The sequence below is a fragment of the Micromonospora sp. NPDC004551 genome (assembly GCF_040609975.1).
Classification (GTDB): domain Bacteria; phylum Actinomycetota; class Actinomycetes; order Mycobacteriales; family Micromonosporaceae; genus Micromonospora.
This window is the reverse complement of sequence record NZ_JBEXLM010000001.1, coordinates 153989-171944: the sequence shown is the minus strand read 5'-3', so window position 1 is coordinate 171944 and position 17956 is coordinate 153989. Positions and strand designations below refer to the sequence as shown.

Below are 17956 nucleotides of genomic sequence, written 5' to 3'. Positions count from 1 at the left end.
GGGTGCCGGAGTGGTTGGAAGCGGGATTCTGGGGGCTGGTCGCCGGATCCGCCCTGCTGATCGGGGCGGCCGTCGGGTTCTTCGCGCGGGTGCCGCGCCGCGCCATCGCGTCGGTCATGGCGTTCGGCGCCGGGGTGCTGCTCTCGGCGGTCTCGTTCGAGCTGATCGCCGAGGCGCATGAGCAGGGCGGCCTGAAGCCCGTGGTGATCGGCGCGGCGCTGGGGGCGCTCGCCTACACGGGCGCGAACATCCTGCTGGCCCGGCGCGGGGCGCGGCACCGCAAGCGCTCCGGCGACGAGCAGCCCTCCGAGCAGGAGCAGCCGGGTTCCGGTGCGGCCATCGCGGTCGGCGCGGTGCTGGACGGCGTACCCGAATCGGTGGTCATCGGTGCGAGCCTGCTGGCCGGCGGCCCGGTCAGCCTGGTCACGGTGCTCGCGGTCTTCCTCAGCAACGTGCCCGAGGGCATGTCCAGCGCGGCCGGCATGCGCCAGGCCGGCCGGACCCGCCGCTACGTGTTCCTGCTCTGGACGGCGATCACCCTGGTCTCCGGCGCGGCGGCCCTGGCCGGGTACGCGCTGCTCGGCGGCGCCCCGCCCGCGCTGCTGGCCGGCATCACCGCCCTCGCGGCCGGCGCGATCCTCGCGATGATCACCGACACCATGGTTCCCGAGGCGTACGAGGACGCCCACCTCCTGGTCGGCCTGATCACCGTCCTCGGCTTCCTGGTCGCGTTCGCGCTGTCCCACGCCTGACGCGGCTTAGCGGCGGGTTAAGGATCGCGTCCGGAGTCGTGCGGCGGCGGGCGGCCCTCCTAGCATCGGGCGGTGCGCGTGAAGTCCGCTGTCGCCCTCCTCGTCCTCGCCGTCGCCACCGCGACCCTGCCGGCGTGCGGGGGTGAGCAGCCGGCCGGCTCGCCCGCGCCGGTCGCCGCCACCGGCCCGACCGGCTCTCCGGCCGGCACCCCCAGCGCGCGGGCCGGTCTGGGCACCGCCAAGCCCAGCGCCACCCCCTCGGCGGCCGCGCTCCGGGCCGGCAACCCGGCCGGGCACGCCGCCGTGCCCGTCGAGGCGCGGGCGGTCGACACCTCGCACCCGACCCGCACGGTCGGCAGCGGCACCCCGGCGAGCTGCACCTCGGAGGCGGTGGTGAAGGCGGTGGCGGCCGGCGGGATCATCACCTTCGACTGCGGCCCGGCCCCGGTGACCATCCGGATGAAGGCCACCGCCAAGGTGGTCAACTCGCACGGCCCGCGGATCGTGCTGGACGGCGGCGGCAAGGTCACCCTGAGCGGCGGCGGCCAGCGCCGGATCCTCTACCAGAACACCTGCGACCAGGCCCAGGGCTGGACCACCTCGCACTGCCAGAACCAGGACCACCCGCAGCTCACCGTGCAGAACCTGACCTTCGCCGACGGCGACTCCACCGGCGACCGGACCGAGGGCGGCGGGGGCGGCGCGATCTTCGTACGCGGCGGTCGCTTCAAGGTGGTCAACACGCGCTTCGTGGACAACCGCTGCGACCGGACCGGCCCCGACCTCGGTGGCGCGGCGCTGCGGGTGCTCAGCCAGCACGAGAACAAGCCGGTGTACGTGGTGAACAGCAGCTTCACCGGCGGGGTCTGCGCGAACGGCGCGGCGACCAGCAGCATCGGCGTCTCCTGGACCGTGCTGAACAGCGTCTTCCGCGACAACCGGGCGGTCGGCAGCGGCGCGAACCCCTCCCGGGCCGGCACCCCCGGCGGCGGCAGCGGCGGCGCGATCTACTGCGACGGCAACGAGTTCACCGTCCGGATCGCCGGCACGATCATCGAGGGAAACACGGCGAACGAGGGCGGGGGCGCCATCTTCTTCGTCAGCAACAACCGCACGGGCACCCTGAAGATCGAGACGTCGACCCTCCGCCGCAACCCGAGCAAGGGCTTCGAGACGAAGGGCTACCCCGGCATCTTCTTCCTGGGCGCCCACCCACCAACGGTGGCGTCCTCCCGCCTGGCGCGCTGACCCGGTCTCGCGCCCTCGCCCGCGTGGTCAGTACGGGTTGGGATGGCCGGGGAGGCGGGCCTTCAGGAGGGCCTTCGGGCGGCCGGGGAGGGTCGGGTTCGGGGACATCGGTGGGCTGGTGGTGCCGGTGCGGCTCGACATGCCGTCGAACAGCTCCTTCAGCGCGGTGACGCTGTCGACCTGCGGGGTCCAGCCGAGTTCGCGCTCGGCGCGCTCGCTGGACATGAGCGGGGCGTTCAACGCCAGGTCGACCCAGCCGGCGTCGACCGGTTGCAGCCGCGCCCGCCAGGTCAGCGCAGCCGCCGCGCGCAGCACCGGGGTGGCCACCGGCACCGTCCAGCCGTGGAAGTGCCGGGCCAGCAGCTCCGGGGTCAGCACCGGGTCCGCGGCCACGTTGAAGGCGCCGCGCGCGTCGCCCAGAGCCGCCCGGGCGTACGCGTCGGCCACGTCGTCGGCGTGCACCGCCTGCATGCGCAGCCGCCGGTTCGCCGGCACCAGCGGGATCCGGCCGTACCGGAGCAGCCGGACCGGCGCCAGCGGGCCGATGAAGTAACGGCGGATCTCGGTGCCGGCGTCGCGCTGGAAGGTCAACCCCGGCCGCAGCCGGACCACCCGCAGCTCCGGGCGCTCCCGCTGCACCCCGTCCAGCAGCGCCTCCACCTCGGCCTTGTCCCGGCTGTACGACGACGTCTCCACCCCGGTCGCCGGCCAGTTCTCGCTCACCGGGTGATCCTTCGGGCCGGGCGCGTAGGTGCCGACCGACGAGGCGTACACCAGGGCGGGGACACCGGCCCGGACGGTCGCCTCGACCACCGCGCGGCTGCCGCCGACGTTGGTCCGGTGCAGGGTGCGCTGGTCGTGGCTGGGCTGGATCTGCCAGGCCAGGTGCACCACGGCCCGCGCCCCGGCGAACGCCGCCGCCAGCTTCTCCACCGCGTCCGGCGCCCCGACGTCGCAGGAGTGCCAGTCCACCCCGTCGTACGGCTCCCCGGCGGCCGGCCCGGGCAGCCGGCGGGCCACCCCGACCAGCTCCGCCCCGGCCTCCCGCCGCAGCCGGCGCAGCAGCGCCGTCCCCACGTTGCCAGTGGCTCCCACGATCACGATCCGCATACCGGTGCCGTACCCGCTGAAGCGGACAGCAACCGCTCACGGACGGGGGTTCGTCCGCACCCAGCCCTGCTCCCCTTCGCGGCGGCCCTGGGTGGCGGCCAGGCAGCGGGGGCAGACGTAGCCCTCCGGGTCGGCCTCGGTGAGCACGTCGGTAGCCGAGTAGTCGAACGGCACGTGGGGGAAGCGGCGCAGCCGGGTGCGGCTGAGCTGGAGCCCGCAGAGGGTCTGATTCTGGCCCGGCAGCCAGGCGTGCACCTCGCCACCGGGGCGACGTACGCCGTCGTCCCCGGCCACCTCGCTGGACGCCGCCACGGCGGCGGTGCTGCGCGCCCTCATGCGGGTCCCGGTTCCCCCGGCGGGCGGTGTCATGCCCACCGGCGGTCCCGGCGAGTCCGAAGATCGACAGGTGGGGAAGGCGGAAGGCCCCCGCGGGCGGGTTCCGGTAGCCTGGTCGGGCGGGCCGCTAGCTCAATGGCAGAGCTGTGGACTTTTAATCCATAGGTTCAGGGTTCGAGTCCCTGGCGGCCCACTCCTCCACAGCTCAGCGGTCCCGTCCGGGGCCGCTGTTGCCATGATCGGGGCCGGTACAGCAGCAGGCCACCTCACCGGTCGAGTGCGCTGCCGAGCCGCATGAGGGCGTCTCGGGTGGCCGCCGAGGAGTTGCGCAGCTCGACCGGCCGGCCGTGCGGGTAGTGACGATCAGGCCCGACGGCCGCGGAACAGGGCCAGCGGCGTCCCGGGCGGCCGACTCGCCTGACGCTGCACCCACTCAACAACTATCGCCACCGTTGACGGTCGCGGTGATGTTGTTCCGTTCGAGCCGCTGCATCAGGAGCTCAAGCTCTGCCCGGGTCCCCTGGATGCCGATGGTGAGCGCGTGCTGAGCCGTGGCCTTCGCCTCCGACAACGAGGCTCCGGCATCACGGAAGACCTTCAGCAACGCCACGCCGCCAGGTTCCGTCATGCCTTCGACGGTGAGGCGTGCCAGCCCGCAACCAGCGATCAAGGCATCTCGGATCTCGGCCGGGGTGTCATCCCAGCCGAACGTCTCCTCCGTCGAGCCGCAGTGGGGGCAGTGGCACCAAGCGGTCCAGTGCAGCCGGTCGTGGACGATGCGCTGCGCCAGCTCACACGTCATCTCGGATCCGCAGTCGTCACACGGACGGATGACGTTCACGCCGTAGGAGATCACCGGCCACCTCTCGGGATCCGTCCAGCTCTACCTGCTTCAGAGCCCAGCATCGCGGTAGTACGCGCCCCGGCGTAGACATCCTGACGTAGCTGTTCGAGCGCGGCGGTCACGTCCGGCTGGTAGGTCACGCGGTAGGACCATCCCGAAGCGTCCACATTCTCTTCGTTCGACCTCGACCGGCGGTTGGCCGTTCACAGCCGATGACCTCTCGATGCGGCGCAGAACCGCCCGTGACGGTGCAGTCATCGGGACCAATTCCTGTTGCATCCCGTAGCTATCCTCAGTCCACCATCCCATCGAGGGACCTTGTTGAACGGGGGAAACAGATGAAGCCTTGGCGCCTCCGCGCGCTCGTCACCACCGTGGCAGTTGCCGCAGTCGGCCTGTCACTCACGACTCCGGCCGCCGCGGTGTCGGCCACCGACCCGGTTCTCGACATCAAGTCCATCGCGTTCGATCGCACGCAGGTCGACGTCACGCAGGACTATGCGGCCGTCTATCTCACCTGGACGGTCACCGACCGGTCCGCCAAGGCCCAGCGGATCAACGGTGCGGTCGAGCTGCGCCAGTTCGCCGGCGACGAGCAGGTCGGTCAGCCCCGCACGGTCACCTACGACCTGGACTGGGGCCGGGCGCAGGTCGGGGGCTCGGGTACGGCACAGGAGTCCACCTACAACTACGAGTTCCTGGTGCCGCGCTACTCGTCCGCGGCCGAGACGGTCTGGCGGGTCACGAAGGTGACCATCGCCGACGACCTCGCCCATGCCCGCACGGTGCGCGATCCAGGCCCGGCCGCGCTGGCCGTGACCCAGCTCGTCGACAGCGAAGGGCCGGTCGCCGAGCAGCTCTACTTCGACTTCGACCAGCCGCGCGGCTTCTACGACGACGGTTCCGGGGTGACGCTGCGCTACCGGGCGCGGATCGTCGACGAGTCCGCCTTCAGCAAGGGCAGGCTCACGCTCGCCGGCCCGGACGGAACGCGAGTGAGCTCCACGTTCCAGCTCACACAGAGCGGCTCGCAGTGGTCCTGCAACGGCGAGACGGCCTACGACCCGACCTGGGTGACCTGCCCCGTCTCGGTGACCGTGCCGGCCGGCTCGCCGTCCGGCACGTGGCGGGTCACCCGGCTCGCCCTGACCGACAGCTGGGGCAACACCCGGGTCGACACCTCGCCCGAGGGGGCGCCTCCGATCCAGGTGAGCCGTAACGACGTGGTGAGCGCGTCGGGCTTCGCTCTCACCGAACCGCAGGTGAACAACTGGCGCGAGCAGGCGTCGACGGCGCTCACCTTCACGCCGCACGGCGCGGTCGGCGGCCTGACCTCCGTCGACGTCGACCTGTCCTGGTGCTCGCAGCCGTCGCGCACGCCGACGGTGAAGGACGACGGCTCCGTCTCGGTGGAGATCGTCATGCCGTCGGGCTGGGCCAGCTCCTGCAAGATCGATGGGGTCAAGCTGACCGACGGGGCGGGCAACGTCGCCTTCTACGGCACGGCTTACGGTGCCCCCGACCTCGGCCTCACCATCACCCAGGTGCCGGACGAGAAGGCGCCGGTCGTGCTCACGGCGAAGCTTCCCAAGGCGACCTGGACCCAGCAGGAGACCGAGGACGCGTGGGGCCTCGGCTTCGACGTCACGGTCGAGATCGACGAGTTCGCTCCGGTCTCGGGGTTCAGCGCGACGATCTACGACAGCACGGGAGCTTCGCAGGGCGGCATGTACGGCGGTGAGAGCGACGACGGCACCGGTGTCTTCCACCTGGCGGTGTCGACCGGCCGGCTGGCACCCGGGCAGTACACGATCGGCTTCTCGCTGACCGATCAGGCCGGGAACACGAGCTCGTGGGGCTACCCGAACAACGCCGGTAACCCGATTCCCAACGGTCCACTGGTCCTGACGGTGGTCGCCGACTGAGGTCCGGCCCTGCGGGTACGCGGCCGTGGCCGCGTACCCGCAGGCGGCTCAGGGCGCCTCGGTCGTCGTGATGGAGAACGTGGCGACGTTGTCGGCCGGGTCGGAGTCCGGGTAACCGTCCAGCCGCAGGGCCTTCACCTCGACGCCGGCCTGCCCCAGGTCACCGATCGGGGTGTCCGCCGACGCGAAGAAGTAGAGGTCGAAGGTCCGCTCCTCGCCCTCCATGAACTCCCCGCCGGGCACGCACTCGTGGCTGCACTCCTGCGACCAGGGGTATCCGAAGCTCGCCGGCAGATTGACTCCGACGATGGACATCCCGCCGTGCGCGGCGTCGCTGTCATAGCGGACGGTCACCGGCAGGCGGCCCTCGAAGGTGCCGTCGGGCTGCCGCACCATGGTCAGGTCGCCGGAGACGGTGACGGCGGCGTCCGGCTGCCGGTCCTGGACGTAGCGCTGGGGGTCGGCGAGCGAGCCGGTGGTGGAGCGGAACCGGGTCGTGAAGTTCTCGTCGGTGACCTCCGCGCCGCCGACCTTGACGGCGAGTTCGCCGTTGCCGGCCTTCATCGCGTAGGGCTGAACGGTGGTCAGCACCTGGAAGTCGACGGTGAAGGTCCGCTGCTCGCCCGGGCTCAGTTCACCGCCCGGGACGTCGCACTCCACCCGGATCCGCCCGTCGGGCAGGAGTTCACCACCGCTGTAGCAGCTGGTGCCCCACTCAACGTTCTCGTAGGAACCGGGGATCGGTTCCGTGATCACGTAGGTGGCGCGGCCGGGCTCCATGCCCCGGTAGGTCAGGTTCACCTCGACGGAGCCGCGGTAGCCGCGGTCGGTCGGTTCGAGGAAGAGCCGGTCGGCGACCGTGGCGGTCGAGCCCGCGGACGCCGCATGGGCGGGACCCGGCGCCGCCGACAGCGCGGCGGTCAGGCCGAGGACACCGGCCAGCACAGTGGACTTTCGAGTACGCAACGAGATCTCCCCCGATTTCCGGTGCGTTCGCGGCGGACGTTCCGCCGCCGTGCTCGCCGGCGCGTGACGGGTCGGCCTCGGCGAGCGGCATCAATGGTGGCAGCTCCGGCCGCGCCACGCTGCCCCGCCGACACGCTGTAACGCCGCACGGATCGACAACGCCGGATGAACGGAGACCGTTGATCTCCACGGCTCGCCGTCCGGTCGGGCCGTCGCCCGCGACGTGAGGAAGTCATGCGACCGAACCCCCTGTCCCGCTCGCTCCGACGTGTCGTCCCCACCACCCTGGCCGCCCTCGCCCTCGGCGCGGCGGCTCTTCCGGCCGACGCGGTGGCGGCCGGAAGGACCCAGCCCGACCTGCTTGTCGACCTCGTGATGACCAGCCCGCTCAACCCCGCCGAGGGTGAGACCTTCTCCACGCGGATCGACCTGCGCAACTACGGCAACGGCGACTCGGGCCCGGTGAAGCTCACCGTCTCGGTGCCGGCCGGCCTGCGCACCACGACCCCGGACGCCGGCCCGGGGTGGACCTGCACGGCGGCGAGCGCGACCAGCTACTCGTGCGCGTACCCGGCGCTGCTGGCCGGGCAGCGCAGCCAACTGTTCGTGCCGTTCGAGGTGGCCGGTGCCACGCCGGGCACCACCGTGCCGATCACCGCGACCATCGCCCCGGACAAGCGGGAGTCGAACACCGCCAACAACACGGGTTCGGTGACGGTGGCCATCGCGGGCACCTGCGTGATCCGGGGAGTCGTCTGGCACGACCTGGACCGTGACGGGCAGCGCGAGGAGGGCGAGCCGGGCATCGGCCCGGACGGTGTGCTCCAGGTGAGCCTGTGGCGCCCGCAGGGCGAGACGATCGGTGGCGGCTCGGCCACCGTGAACCCGGACGGCACCTGGTCCATCACGGCCCGGACCGAACTGCTCTACCAGGTCCGGGTGGAGGCCACCGACCAGTACGACCGGACCGCCGGGAACGTGGGCGACGACGCCACCGACTCGGACCTGGTGACGGCGTACCAGTGGGACCCGACCCTGCTCGCCGCGAGCGCCGAGTTCGAGGCCCACGCCGGCGGCGAGTACGTCGTCGACGCCGGCCTCGTCACCCGGAGCTGACCCCAGCCGCCGCCCGCCCGGAGGACCCGAACCCCGGGCGGGCGGCCCACCCCCCGCGACACACCGCTGGCCCGTCGTGTCCGTGATCCGGCTGTCAACGGTCTCCACCTGGTACGACGGTGGGACCAGTCGAGCCGAGGAGGTACCGATGACCAGTGGGCGGGAGACCGTGGAGGTCGACCCGGTGGTGTTCCGCGCCGTCTACGACTCCCCGGCGTCGCTGCCGGGCCGGCACCGCTGGACCACGCCGGAGTCGGACGTACGCCGGCTGGAGAAGCTGCTCAACATGCCGGCGCGCAGCATCGGCGCCCCGCTCTGGGTCAGCGGCGACGAGCCGGACTGTCCGAAGTGCGGTCGCCGGGTCAACTGGTACGACATCGTCGCCTCGGCCCTGCACGGTGTGCACGACCGGGGGATGATCGCGCGGGTCATCCTCGGCGAGCGCAAGTACGTCAACACCGAGGTGCCCGACGCCATCGCCGGCGTGCACTGCGCCGACTGCCGCACGCCCATCGAGGGGCTGCGCAGCTTCAAGTGCCACAACTGGGCGTACGCCTTCGAGGCGCTCGAGGAGATCGTCGGGCGGATGTCGGGCGTGCCGAGTCAGCCGGCGCCGCCCACCTCGGCCTGAGCGCGCGGCGCCGGCCGGCGGCCGGGTGGTGACGGCGGCTCGGGCCCGGGGTCGGGCACCGGCGGCATCGGCCGGGTGACCGGCGCACCGCCGGTCACCCGGAGCCGTTCGCCGTGGTGCCACAGCTCGACCCCGTCGGCCGGGCCGCCGTCGGGCAACTCGTAGCGGGCGGTGTCCGGGGTCAGCGTGATCCGCAGCCGGTGCCCGTGCCAGCGCAGGTGGAAGGCGAGCCGGGTGATCCGGCGGGGCAGCCGCGGGTCGAACGAGAGCACGCCCCGGTCGTCGCGCAGGCCGCCGAAGCCCTGCGCCACCGCCAGCCAGGCCCCGGCCAGCGAGGCGAGGTGCAGCCCGTCGGCGGTCTTGTCGCCGAGGTCCTCGAGATCCTGCAACGCCGTCTCGGCGAACAGGTCGTACGCCAGGTCCAGGTGGCCGACCTCGGCGGCGAGGACGGCCTGCACGGACGCCGACAGCGACGAGTCCCGGACGGTCCGGGCCTCGTAGTACGCGAAGTTGCGGGCCTTCTCCTCGGCGGTGAACTCGCCGGGGCAGCGCAGCATGGCGAGCACGAGGTCGGCCTGCTTGACCACCTGCCGGCGGTACAACTCCAGGTAGGGGAAGTGCAGCAGCAGCGGGTAGTCGTCCGCGCGGGTGTTCGCGAAGTCCCACTCGGGTTGCTCGGTGAAGCCGGCCGACTGCTGGTGCACCCCGCGCTTGCCGTCGTAGGGGACGTGCACCGCGTCGGCGGCGGCCCGCCACCCGGCCACCTCGGCCGGGTCGACGCCGAGCCGGGCGGCCGCCTCCGGGAAGCGCTCGGCGGCGTCGGCCGCGCCGCGCAGGTTCCGCCGGGCCATGACGTTGGTGAAGAGGTTGTCGTCGACCAGCGCGGAGTACTCGTCGGGGCCGGTGAGCCCGGTCAGGTGGAAGGTGCCGCTGTCGGACCAGTGGCCGTACCGGTGCCAGAGCCGGGCGGTCTCCACCAGCAGCTCGACGCCGCACTCGGCGAGGAACCCGGCATCGCCGGTGACCGCGACGTAGCGCAGCACCGCGTCGGCGATGTCGGCGTTGACGTGCAGCCCGGCGGTGCCGGCCGGCCAGTAGCCGGAGCACTCCCGGCCGCCGAGGGTCCGCCACGGGAAGGTGGCCCCGGCCAGTCGCAGCTCGGCGGCGCGGTCCCGGGCCTCGGGCAGGTGCGCGTGCCGCCAGCGCAGGGCCGAGCGGGCCAGCCCGGGCGCCAGGTACGTGAGCACCGGCAGCACGTAGCTCTCGGTGTCCCAGAGGACGTGGCCGTCGTAGCCGTTGCCGGTCAGCCCCTTGGCCGGGATGGTCCGGTCGCCGTCGGCGCGGCCGGACTGGAGCAGGTGGAACACCGCGAACCGGACCGCCTGCTGGAGGTCCGGGTCGCCGTCGAGTTCGACGTCGGCGGTGGCCCAGGCGGCGTCGAGGGCGTCCCGCTGCGCGTCGAGCAGCGCGGCGAACCCCTCGGCCCGGGCCGCGGCGGCCTCCGCGACGACCAGGTCGGCCAGCTCGTCGGCCGGGGTGCCGTCGACGTGCGCGCACTCGTACGCGGCGAACTTCGTGACCCGGATCCGCTCGCCGGAGCGCAGCGGGCCGGTGACCGCCAGCCGGAACCGGTCGGCGGTCAGCTCGGTGCCGGTCGCGACGGTGCCGGGCGCGTCGACCCGGTGGGCGACCGCGACGGCGACCCGCTGGGCGCTGCGCTCGGTCCGGTGCACCAGCACCCCGTCGGTGCCGTCGCGCCGTCCGGTCTCGGCGGTGAGCGGGTCGTGGATCACCGAGGCGGCGCGGGGGTCGTCGGCGCGTTCCGGCACCCGCTCGTTGGCGAGCAGGTCGGCGCAGACCCGCACCTCGACCGGGCCGTCCAGCGGCTCGACCTGGTAGTCGACCGCGGCGACCGGCCGGCGGGGCAGCGAGACCAGCCGGGTGCTGCGCACCCGCACGCCTCGCCCGCCCGGCGAGATCCACTCGGTCTCCCGGCGGACCACTCCGGCGCGCAGGTCGAGGACCCGCTCGTGCCGCCGGATGGTCCCGGTCCGCAGGTCCAGTGGCTCGCCGCCGACCCAGAGCCGGACCAGTGCGGCGTTCGGGGCGCTGATCACGGTGTCGCTGTACTCGGGGAAGGCGTACCCGCTCTCCGGGTAGCTCACCTCGCGCTGCTCGTGGAACCCGTTGAGGTAGGTGCCGGGCATCTCGTACGGCTCGCCCTCGTCGAGGGTGCCGCGCCAGCCCACCCAGCCGTTGCCCAGCGCGAAGATCGACTCGGTCTCGCCGAGGCGGTCCAGGTCCGCCGCGGTACGGCGGATCCGCCAGCTCTCGTCGCCCTGGGGGCTGTGCGGCACTGCTCCTCCCGAGGTCGGTACGTCGCGGCCACCGAATCAGACCCGCCTGAGAGGCGGCTGAGACTCGGGTCCCCTGACTGTCATTCCCCCACCACCCTCCAGGTGAACGGAGTATGAACAGCTGGTGAGGTGATTCATGACCGACGCCCTGGTGACCGACGTCCCCGACGTCAGTGCCGACTGGTACCACGACATCGTCCAGTTCGCCGACCGCACACCGGAACCGGTGCACTGGTTCGCCGTGCACTTCACCGAGGGGGCCATCGTCCTGCTCGGGGTCCTGCTGGTGCTGGCCGCGCTGGCGCGGCTGGTCGGCGGCGACCTCCGGAGCCGGGCGCTCGCCCTGGCCGCCCCGGTCGCGGTCGTCTGCGCGTACGCCTCGAGTGCGGGGTTGAAGACCCTGATCGCCGAGGACCGGCCCTGCCGCAGCCCGGCCGACCTGGTCATCGTGGCCGGGCACTGCCCACCGGTCGGCGACTGGTCGTTCCCGAGCAACCACGCCACCATCGCGGGCGCGCTGGCCGCCACCACGCTGCTGCTGCACCGCCGGATCGGCCTGGTGGCCGTCCCGCTGGCCGTGCTGGCCGCGGTCTCCCGCACCTTCGTGGGCGTGCACTACCCGCACGACGTGGCCGCCGGGCTGCTGCTCGGCGTACTGGTGGGCACGCTGCTCACCCCGGTGCTGGCCCGCCCGGTGGCCGAGGTCCTGCGCCGGCGGGTCCGGCGCGCCGCCGCCCGCCCGGCCATCCGGCCCGTGCGGCGCTGACCCGCTCGCCGCCGCCGGCGCTCAGGTCGTCAGGACGAGGGTGACGGCGGTGCCGAGGATGAGGAACGGGCCGAACGGCAGGTGGCTGGACCAGCGGACCCGGCGGGCCGCCAGCAGCGCCAGGCCGGCCACCGCGGAGAGCGTGACCGCGAGGACCAGGCCCGCCACGAGCACCGGCCAGCCGTACCAGCCGAGCAGCGCCCCGGCGCCGAGCGCCAGCTTGGCGTCACCGAGGCCGAACCCGCGCCGGCCGAGCAGCAGGGTGGTCGCCGCGAAACCCGCGCCGAGGGCGAGCCCGGCGGCGGTGGCCCGCAGCCAGGGCGCCGGGCCGGGCGCGGCCACCCCGAGCAGTACCCACACCCCGGCCGCCGCCGGCCAGGTCAGCCGGTCCGGTAGCCGGTGCACCGCCGCGTCGACCACGGCCAGCGGCACCGCCCAGGCGAGCCACCACGCGACCGCCACCCGCGCGCCGGACGGCCCGCCGGTGAGCGCCACCGCCACCACCGCCGCGACCAGGACCACCTCCACCACCAGCGGGGCCGCGCCGACCCGCGCCCGGCAGGACGGGCAGCGCGCGGCCGGACCGAGCGCCGGCAGCGGCCGGTCCAGGCCGATCGGCGCGCCGCAGGCGTCGCACCCCGCCCGGTCGGGCACCCCAGGGGGTACGGCGTACCGCGCGATCGCCAGCCGCAGCAGCGGCACGACGGTCAGGGCGGCCAGCAGCCGGACGCCCGGGCGGCGGGCGGGGGCCGCCGGCGCGGTGGCTCGGACCCGTTCCGCGGTCACGCCGGCCCCTCCGAGCGGTCGCACACCGTTCCACTCTGGAACACGCAGAGTGAATTCCGGTCGATCGCCGTGTCGCGGATGGCGCGAGAACCGGCGTCCGGTCGAGGGCGGGCGGAGTCCGCACAGCCGCCGGCCGGTGACGGGCGGGCGGCCCGGCGACCGGGGGGACGGATCGGACCGGAGGGACGCTTGCCCCCCATTCCGCCGCCCGGCGACTCACGCCAGGGACACCGGATGTCGCGTGCGGGTGAACGCACTCCTGCCACCGGCCCACCCGCCCAAGGGCGGTTCGTCACCGTCCGGACACCCACCGGCCGCCACCACCTGTCATCACTGAGAGTGTTCGAATGAATTGCCTCTGTTGCATCGGCAGACGTCAGCCTATGCTCGCCCCTTGGGTACGACGCAACCCCCGAACATTTGGCGTCGGAGGCCGACCGGAAACATCAGCTTTCGAATTCAGCAAAGATCCGTACAGGCAAATGCAGCGGTAGCAGTTGCAGCCCGGCCGCACACATCCGGGCGCGCTTCCGCATGCCCGGAGTGCGTCGGCGCGACCACTCCGGGTCGGCACCGAGGAGGGCTCGGCGTTGCGCACACGGCAATCCCGCCGACGGGAAACATGCCTGCTCAGCCTTGCTCTGCTGACCGCGACCGCGGGTTGCGGCAGCGAGCCCGAGGCGGCGGCCGGCCCACTGATCGGGCGCGGCGCCGCGCCCGCGGCGCATTCCACCGCAGAGGAGGAGGCGGCCGGAAAAGCCGCCCTCGCCGCCTATTCCGGCTATCTCGACGCGTCCCGGGCAGCGAGCGCACGCAGTGATCCCGGCCATCCCGCACTGGCCCGATTCGTGGCGGATCCGCTGCTGACCCGGGTGCGAGTGGCAATTCGTGACGCGAAGGAGCACGGCGCGATGCGTACCGGAACACTCGTTTCCGATCCCACCGTGGTCTCGGTCGACCTGGCCGCCGATCCGCCCACCGTGGAGATCCAGGACTGCCTGGACGCCACCGGTTACCGCCTCGTCTACGCCAAGGACCGCAGGGTCGTCCCCGGCACCCGCGGCGGGCGCTACCTGGCCACCGCAACGGCCACCCGCTACCCCGACGGCCGGTGGCTGATCAGCGCCGGCGCCGGACACCAGGACCAACCGTGCTGACCTGGGGAGGTAGGGGTGTCCCGGCCCGCCCGACCCGGGCCGGGACGCCCCGGCGGCTGCTGCTCACGGCCGGCCTGGCGCTGCTCCTCACGCTGACCGGCGCCCCCGCTCACGCCGGCAACCCCGGCGGCGAGTGCCCGCCCGGGCAGGACGACTGCAACGTCTGGGACGACGACCCGGGCACGCCAGGTGGGCCGGGCGGCGGGGGCGGGAACGGTGGCGGGGGCGGTGACGGCGGCGGCACGGCGAAGTGCCAGTGGAACGGCCGGGTCATCCCCTGCTACGACCAGGTGCTCGGCTGGTTCAACAACGGCGACGGCTGCTACTACAAGCTGGCCGAGCCCCAGCCCGCCGCCCCGGAGGGCAGGCAGTGGTACGTCAGAACCTGCAACGGCGGGGACCTGGGCGCCCAGACCGTGGTGCTGCTCGACGCGCCGCCGCCCGGCTACGGCGCACCGCCCGACCCGGAGGAACTGGCCCGCCGCGCGCTGGCCTCGATCTCGTTGCTGCGTCCCCGGGTCGCGGTGGCGCCCCGGCGCAGCAAGGGCCCCGGCCTCGTGGGTCTGCCGGTGTGGATGTGGGCCAGCCGGGGGGCCTCCTACTTCGGGCCGCTGCACGCCTCCGCCTCCGACCGCGGGCTGACCGTCCGCATCACCGCCCGGGTGACCCGGATCGTCTGGGACATGGGCGACGGCACCGAGGTCACCTGCACGGGGCCGGGCACGCCGTACGCCGTGAACGGCCCGCAAGCCGGGCGCGCCTCCCCCGACTGCGGCTACGACAACGGCTACGCCCGGGCCGGCACCTACCAGGTCAGCGCCACCACGTTCTGGACCGTCGAGTGGTCCGGCGGTGGCGAGAGCGGCGAGATCGCCCAGAGCCGGGTCAGCGGGAGCGTTCCGGTCCAGATCAACGAACTTCAGGTGGTGACGCGATGAGCGCGAGGAGCGTGGCGCAGTGAGTGTGGCGACGCGGAACGGGACTTCCCTGGACGCGCCCGTGGCGCCGCCCAAGGTGGTCCGGCAGCGACGGGTCCGTCCCGGCCTGCTCGGTCTGGCCGTGCTGCTGATCGCCCTCGGTGGCCTCGGTGCCGCGTTCGCGGTCACCTCGGTCCGCTCCACCGGCAGCTACCTCGCGGTGGCCCGGCCGGTCGAGGTCGGCCGGCAGCTCAGCGCCGACGACCTGGTTCCGGTGCGGGTCTCCGGCGGGCGGGAACTCCATCCGGTGCGGGCCGACCGGATCAAGGAGGTGCTGGGCCTGCGGGCCGCGGTCCGGCTCACCCCCGGCACGCTGCTGACCCCGGCCCAGCTCACCGACGCGCCGCTGCTCGGCCCCGGGCAGCAGCAGCTCGCGCTGGGTCTGGAGCCGAGCCAGGTGCCCGCCCGCAAGCTGCACCCCGGCGACCGGGTGCTCCTGGTCAGCACCCCGGACTCCAGCGCCGGCGGCGGCGACACCACGCGCGGCGGCACCCGGTTCGAGGCCACGGTCATCGACACCGCCGTGCCGGAGAACGACGACGTGGTCGTCTACCTGGCGCTGGCCGTCCGGGACGTACCGGCCGTGGTGGCGCTGGCCGCGGACGACCGGATCGCGCTCGTGCTCACCGGGGCGGCCTGATGGCGGTCATCGCACTGGTCTCGGCGAAGGGCTCGCCGGGCGTCACCACGGCCGCGCTGGCCGCCGCGCTGAGCTGGCACCGGCGGCTGGTGCTGGCCGAGTGCGACCCGGCGGGCGGCTCGGTCCTGGCCGGCTACCTGGGCGGGGCGCTCGACGGCCCGCGCGGCCTCGGCGAGCTGGCCGTCGGGGAGCTGCGGGACGGCAACCTGGAGAGCGCGTTCTGGTCGCAGCTCGTCGACCTGGACGCGCCCAGGCGGGAGCGGCTGCTGCTGCCCGGCGTGGTCGACCCGGCCCAGGCCGGCAGCGTCACCCCGCTCTGGCAGCGCTTCGCCGACTTCTTCACCAGCCTGGAGAAGGGCGTTCCGCCGTACGACGTGCTGGTCGACTGTGGCCGGTTGCAGGTCGGTGGTCCACCGTGGCCGGTGCTGCGGGCCGCGGCCGTGGTCCTGCTGGTCACCCGGGCGCACCTGCCCGACCTGTCCGCCACCCGGGCCACGGTCAAGGCCATCGAACGGGACTTCGCCGAGCACCGGATCCCGCCGGGCACCCTGCGCCTGCTGGTGGTCGGGGACGGGCACGGCAGCAGCGAGATCAGCAAGGCGCTGCGGCTGCCGGTGATCGCCCGGCTGCCGCACGACCCGCGTACCGCCGCGGTGCTCGGCCACGGCGGCACCGTACGCGCGAACCGGCCCCTCATGCGCGCGGCCGGCCAGTTGGAGGTGCCGGTCCGGACGCTGCTGGACCGGCGGCGGGCCCGGCTGGCCTGGCCGGGAGCGTCCAGCCCTCACGCGGTGACCGCGACCGGCACGCCGGGGGTGTCCGGTGCGGTTTGAGCCCGTCTCCCACGACCCACGCGGGCAGCAGCCCGGTGCCACCTCGACGGTGCCGCCGCTGGTCCCGCCGAACGGGCGGCACCACTCGTCCCCGCCGCCGGTCGCGTCACCGCCCCCGCCGCCGCGCACCCGGATCGATTTCGCGGTGGTCCGCGAGCTACGCCGGGACCTCAGCGAACGGCTCACCCTCTGGCAGCGCGGCCGGGAGTTCGACGCGGACGCCGAGGACGTCGAGCGGGCCCGGCTGGCCGTCGCGGTGGTCTCCGCGTACGCGGACTCGGTGCGCCGGGCCGGCACGCCGATGGCGGCCGACGAGGAACGGCTGCTGCTCGACCAGGTGACCGCCGAGCTGGTCGGCCTGGGCCGGCTCCAGACGCTGCTGGTCGACGACACCATCGAGGAGGTGCACATCCTCGGCTGCGACCAGGTGCGCATCACCCGGCACGGCGGCGGCGTGGACTGGGCCGAGCCGATCGCCGACAGCGACGACGAACTGGTGGAGATCCTCCAGGCGGCGGCCCGCCGGGCCGGGGCGACCGAACGTTCCCTGTCCACCTCGAAGCCGACGCTCGACCTCCAACTGCCCGACGGCAGCCGGCTCGCCGCGGTGTTCCTGGTCAGCCACCGCCCGTACGCGGTGATCCGCAAGCACAACACGCTCGCGGTGAGCCTGGAGGACATCGCCGGTGGCCGGGCCGACCTGGACGAGATGATCGATCCGCTGCTGCGCGACTTCCTTCGCGCCGCCATGCGGGCCGGGCTGAACATCATGGTCGCCGGGCTGGCCGGTGCCGGGAAGACCACGGTCATCCGGGCGCTGATGGACGAGATCCCGGCCGACGAGCCGTACGTGCTGCTGGAGGAGAGCCGGGAGCTGCTGCCGGCCCGCCGCGGGCACAAGCACCGGGCGGTGATGAGCTTCGAGTCCCGGGAGGGGCACGGCGAGCGCGGGCTCGACGGCCGGCCCGCCGGTGAGGTGAGCATCGCCGACCTGATCCCGGTGTCGCTGCGGATGGGCGTGCTGCGGATCATCGTCGGCGAGGTGCGGTCCCGGGAGATCGTGCCGATGCTCCAGGCGATGACCACCAGCCGCGGGTCGATGTGCACGATCCACGCGCGTACGCCGGCCGGAGTGAGTGAGCGGATCATCGAGCTGGCGCTGGCCCACGGCCGGGAGATGACGGTCGACCAGGCCCGCCGGATGGCCGGCAACGCGCTGGACCTGATCGTCTACGTGACGGTCGAGGACGAGACCGCGATAGGCGGCCGGAAGCACCGCTTCGTGTCGCACGTCGAAGAGGTCATCGGCGTCGGTGAGGGCAACCGGATCACCACCACCAGCGTCTTCGGCCCGGGGCCGGACGGCCGGGCGGTGCCCCGCCACCTCCCCGAGCGGATCCGCGACCAGCTGCTGCGGGTCGGCTACGACGCCCGGCTGCTGACCCGTTTCATCGAGGCCGGCACGGGCGCCTGGCGCCGTCCCCGGCACACCCGGCTGGGGCGGCGGTAAGC

Annotated in this window: 17 protein-coding genes and 1 tRNA gene; 12 read left to right on the top strand and 6 right to left on the bottom strand. The window is 73.6% G+C overall.

What is annotated here, in order from left to right:
- Positions 1-2: 2 nt before the first annotated feature.
- Both ABZW14_RS00885 and ABZW14_RS00880 read left to right on the top strand, forming a co-directional pair.
- Positions 3-752: a ZIP family zinc transporter gene (locus ABZW14_RS00885; RefSeq protein ID WP_355337688.1), complete on the top strand. Its 750-nt coding sequence runs from the start codon at positions 3-5 to the stop codon at positions 750-752.
- A 72-nt stretch (positions 753-824) separates the two neighbouring features.
- A complete protein-coding gene (locus ABZW14_RS00880; protein ID WP_355337685.1) occupies positions 825-2000 on the top strand; it encodes a hypothetical protein in 1176 nt (391 codons plus the stop codon).
- A 27-nt stretch (positions 2001-2027) separates the two neighbouring features.
- Here the strand turns inward: ABZW14_RS00880 and ABZW14_RS00875 are convergent, their stop codons facing one another.
- Positions 2028-3110 carry an NAD-dependent epimerase/dehydratase family protein gene (locus tag ABZW14_RS00875; RefSeq protein WP_355337682.1) on the bottom strand — a complete coding sequence of 361 codons (1083 nt, stop codon included), beginning with the start codon at positions 3108-3110 and terminating at the stop codon, positions 2028-2030.
- A gap of 36 nt (positions 3111-3146) precedes the next feature.
- Positions 3147-3446, bottom strand: a complete 300-nt coding sequence (locus tag ABZW14_RS00870) for a hypothetical protein (protein WP_355337679.1) — start codon at positions 3444-3446, stop codon at positions 3147-3149.
- Positions 3447-3567: 121 nt separating this feature from the next.
- On the opposite strand from ABZW14_RS00870, the gene ABZW14_RS00865 reads away from it, so the two are divergent.
- Positions 3568-3639 (top strand) — tRNA-Lys (locus ABZW14_RS00865).
- Between the two features lie 240 nt (positions 3640-3879).
- Here ABZW14_RS00865 and ABZW14_RS00860 read toward each other — a convergent pair.
- Positions 3880-4302 carry a hypothetical protein gene (locus ABZW14_RS00860; RefSeq protein WP_355337676.1) on the bottom strand — a complete coding sequence of 141 codons (423 nt, stop codon included), beginning with the start codon at positions 4300-4302 and terminating at the stop codon, positions 3880-3882.
- 326 nt (positions 4303-4628) lie between these two features.
- On the opposite strand from ABZW14_RS00860, the gene ABZW14_RS00855 reads away from it, so the two are divergent.
- Complete coding sequence (locus tag ABZW14_RS00855; RefSeq protein ID WP_355337673.1) at positions 4629-6215, top strand: hypothetical protein; 1587 nt, start codon at positions 4629-4631, stop codon at positions 6213-6215.
- A 48-nt stretch (positions 6216-6263) separates the two neighbouring features.
- Here ABZW14_RS00855 and ABZW14_RS00850 read toward each other — a convergent pair whose 3' ends face one another.
- Complete coding sequence (locus tag ABZW14_RS00850) at positions 6264-7181, bottom strand: hypothetical protein (protein WP_355337670.1); 918 nt, start codon at positions 7179-7181, stop codon at positions 6264-6266.
- A gap of 234 nt (positions 7182-7415) precedes the next feature.
- On the opposite strand from ABZW14_RS00850, the gene ABZW14_RS00845 reads away from it, so the two are divergent.
- The gene (locus ABZW14_RS00845; RefSeq protein ID WP_355337667.1) at positions 7416-8297 is read left to right on the top strand and encodes an SdrD B-like domain-containing protein; all 882 of its coding nucleotides are present in this window, start codon (positions 7416-7418) and stop codon (positions 8295-8297) included.
- Between the two features lie 148 nt (positions 8298-8445).
- Positions 8446-8928: a hypothetical protein gene (locus ABZW14_RS00840; protein WP_355337664.1), complete on the top strand. Its 483-nt coding sequence runs from the start codon at positions 8446-8448 to the stop codon at positions 8926-8928.
- Here the strand turns inward: ABZW14_RS00840 and ABZW14_RS00835 are convergent.
- Positions 8901-11285, bottom strand: coding sequence for a glycosyl hydrolase family 65 protein (locus ABZW14_RS00835; protein WP_355337661.1), 2385 nt, complete (start codon positions 11283-11285; stop codon positions 8901-8903). The genes ABZW14_RS00840 and ABZW14_RS00835 overlap by 28 nt on opposite strands.
- Positions 11286-11421: 136 nt before the next feature.
- Between ABZW14_RS00835 and ABZW14_RS00830 the strand changes: the two genes are divergently transcribed.
- Complete coding sequence (locus tag ABZW14_RS00830; protein ID WP_355337658.1) at positions 11422-12051, top strand: phosphatase PAP2 family protein; 630 nt, start codon at positions 11422-11424, stop codon at positions 12049-12051.
- 21 nt (positions 12052-12072) lie between these two features.
- On the opposite strand, the gene ABZW14_RS00825 is transcribed toward ABZW14_RS00830, so the two are convergent.
- On the bottom strand, positions 12073-12837 hold the full coding sequence (locus tag ABZW14_RS00825; RefSeq protein ID WP_355337655.1) for a prepilin peptidase: 765 nt from the start codon (positions 12835-12837) through the stop codon (positions 12073-12075).
- A gap of 590 nt (positions 12838-13427) precedes the next feature.
- On the opposite strand from ABZW14_RS00825, the gene ABZW14_RS00820 reads away from it, so the two are divergent.
- The 5 genes from ABZW14_RS00820 to ABZW14_RS00800 all read left to right on the top strand — a co-directional run bounded on the left by ABZW14_RS00820 (position 13428) and on the right by ABZW14_RS00800 (position 17954).
- Complete coding sequence (locus tag ABZW14_RS00820) at positions 13428-13994, top strand: hypothetical protein (RefSeq protein WP_355339330.1); 567 nt, start codon at positions 13428-13430, stop codon at positions 13992-13994.
- 74 nt (positions 13995-14068) lie between these two features.
- A complete protein-coding gene (locus ABZW14_RS00815) occupies positions 14069-14932 on the top strand; it encodes a hypothetical protein (RefSeq protein WP_355339327.1) in 864 nt (287 codons plus the stop codon).
- Positions 14933-14951: 19 nt separating this feature from the next.
- On the top strand, positions 14952-15611 hold the full coding sequence (locus tag ABZW14_RS00810; protein WP_355337652.1) for an SAF domain-containing protein: 660 nt from the start codon (positions 14952-14954) through the stop codon (positions 15609-15611).
- Positions 15611-16444, top strand: a complete 834-nt coding sequence (locus tag ABZW14_RS00805; protein WP_355337649.1) for a ParA family protein — start codon at positions 15611-15613, stop codon at positions 16442-16444. Before ABZW14_RS00810 ends, ABZW14_RS00805 begins: the two co-directional genes overlap by 1 nt.
- Positions 16434-17954, top strand: a complete 1521-nt coding sequence (locus ABZW14_RS00800; RefSeq protein ID WP_355337646.1) for a CpaF/VirB11 family protein — start codon at positions 16434-16436, stop codon at positions 17952-17954. Before ABZW14_RS00805 ends, ABZW14_RS00800 begins: the two co-directional genes overlap by 11 nt.
- Positions 17955-17956 lie beyond the last annotated feature (2 nt).

Bases quoted from the DNA above. Each gene is read 5' to 3' on its own strand.
- ABZW14_RS00875 (WP_355337682.1), bottom strand. From the start codon at position 3,110: ATGCGGATCGTGATCGTGGGAGCCACTGGCAACGTGGGGACGGCGCTG.
- ABZW14_RS00870 (WP_355337679.1), bottom strand. From the start codon at position 3,446: ATGAGGGCGCGCAGCACCGCCGCCGTGGCGGCGTCCAGCGAGGTGGCC.
- ABZW14_RS00855 (WP_355337673.1), top strand. From the start codon at position 4,629: ATGAAGCCTTGGCGCCTCCGCGCGCTCGTCACCACCGTGGCAGTTGCC.
- ABZW14_RS00845 (WP_355337667.1), top strand. From the start codon at position 7,416: ATGCGACCGAACCCCCTGTCCCGCTCGCTCCGACGTGTCGTCCCCACC.
- ABZW14_RS00840 (WP_355337664.1), top strand. From the start codon at position 8,446: ATGACCAGTGGGCGGGAGACCGTGGAGGTCGACCCGGTGGTGTTCCGC.
- ABZW14_RS00830 (WP_355337658.1), top strand. From the start codon at position 11,422: ATGACCGACGCCCTGGTGACCGACGTCCCCGACGTCAGTGCCGACTGG.
- ABZW14_RS00805 (WP_355337649.1), top strand. From the start codon at position 15,611: ATGGCGGTCATCGCACTGGTCTCGGCGAAGGGCTCGCCGGGCGTCACC.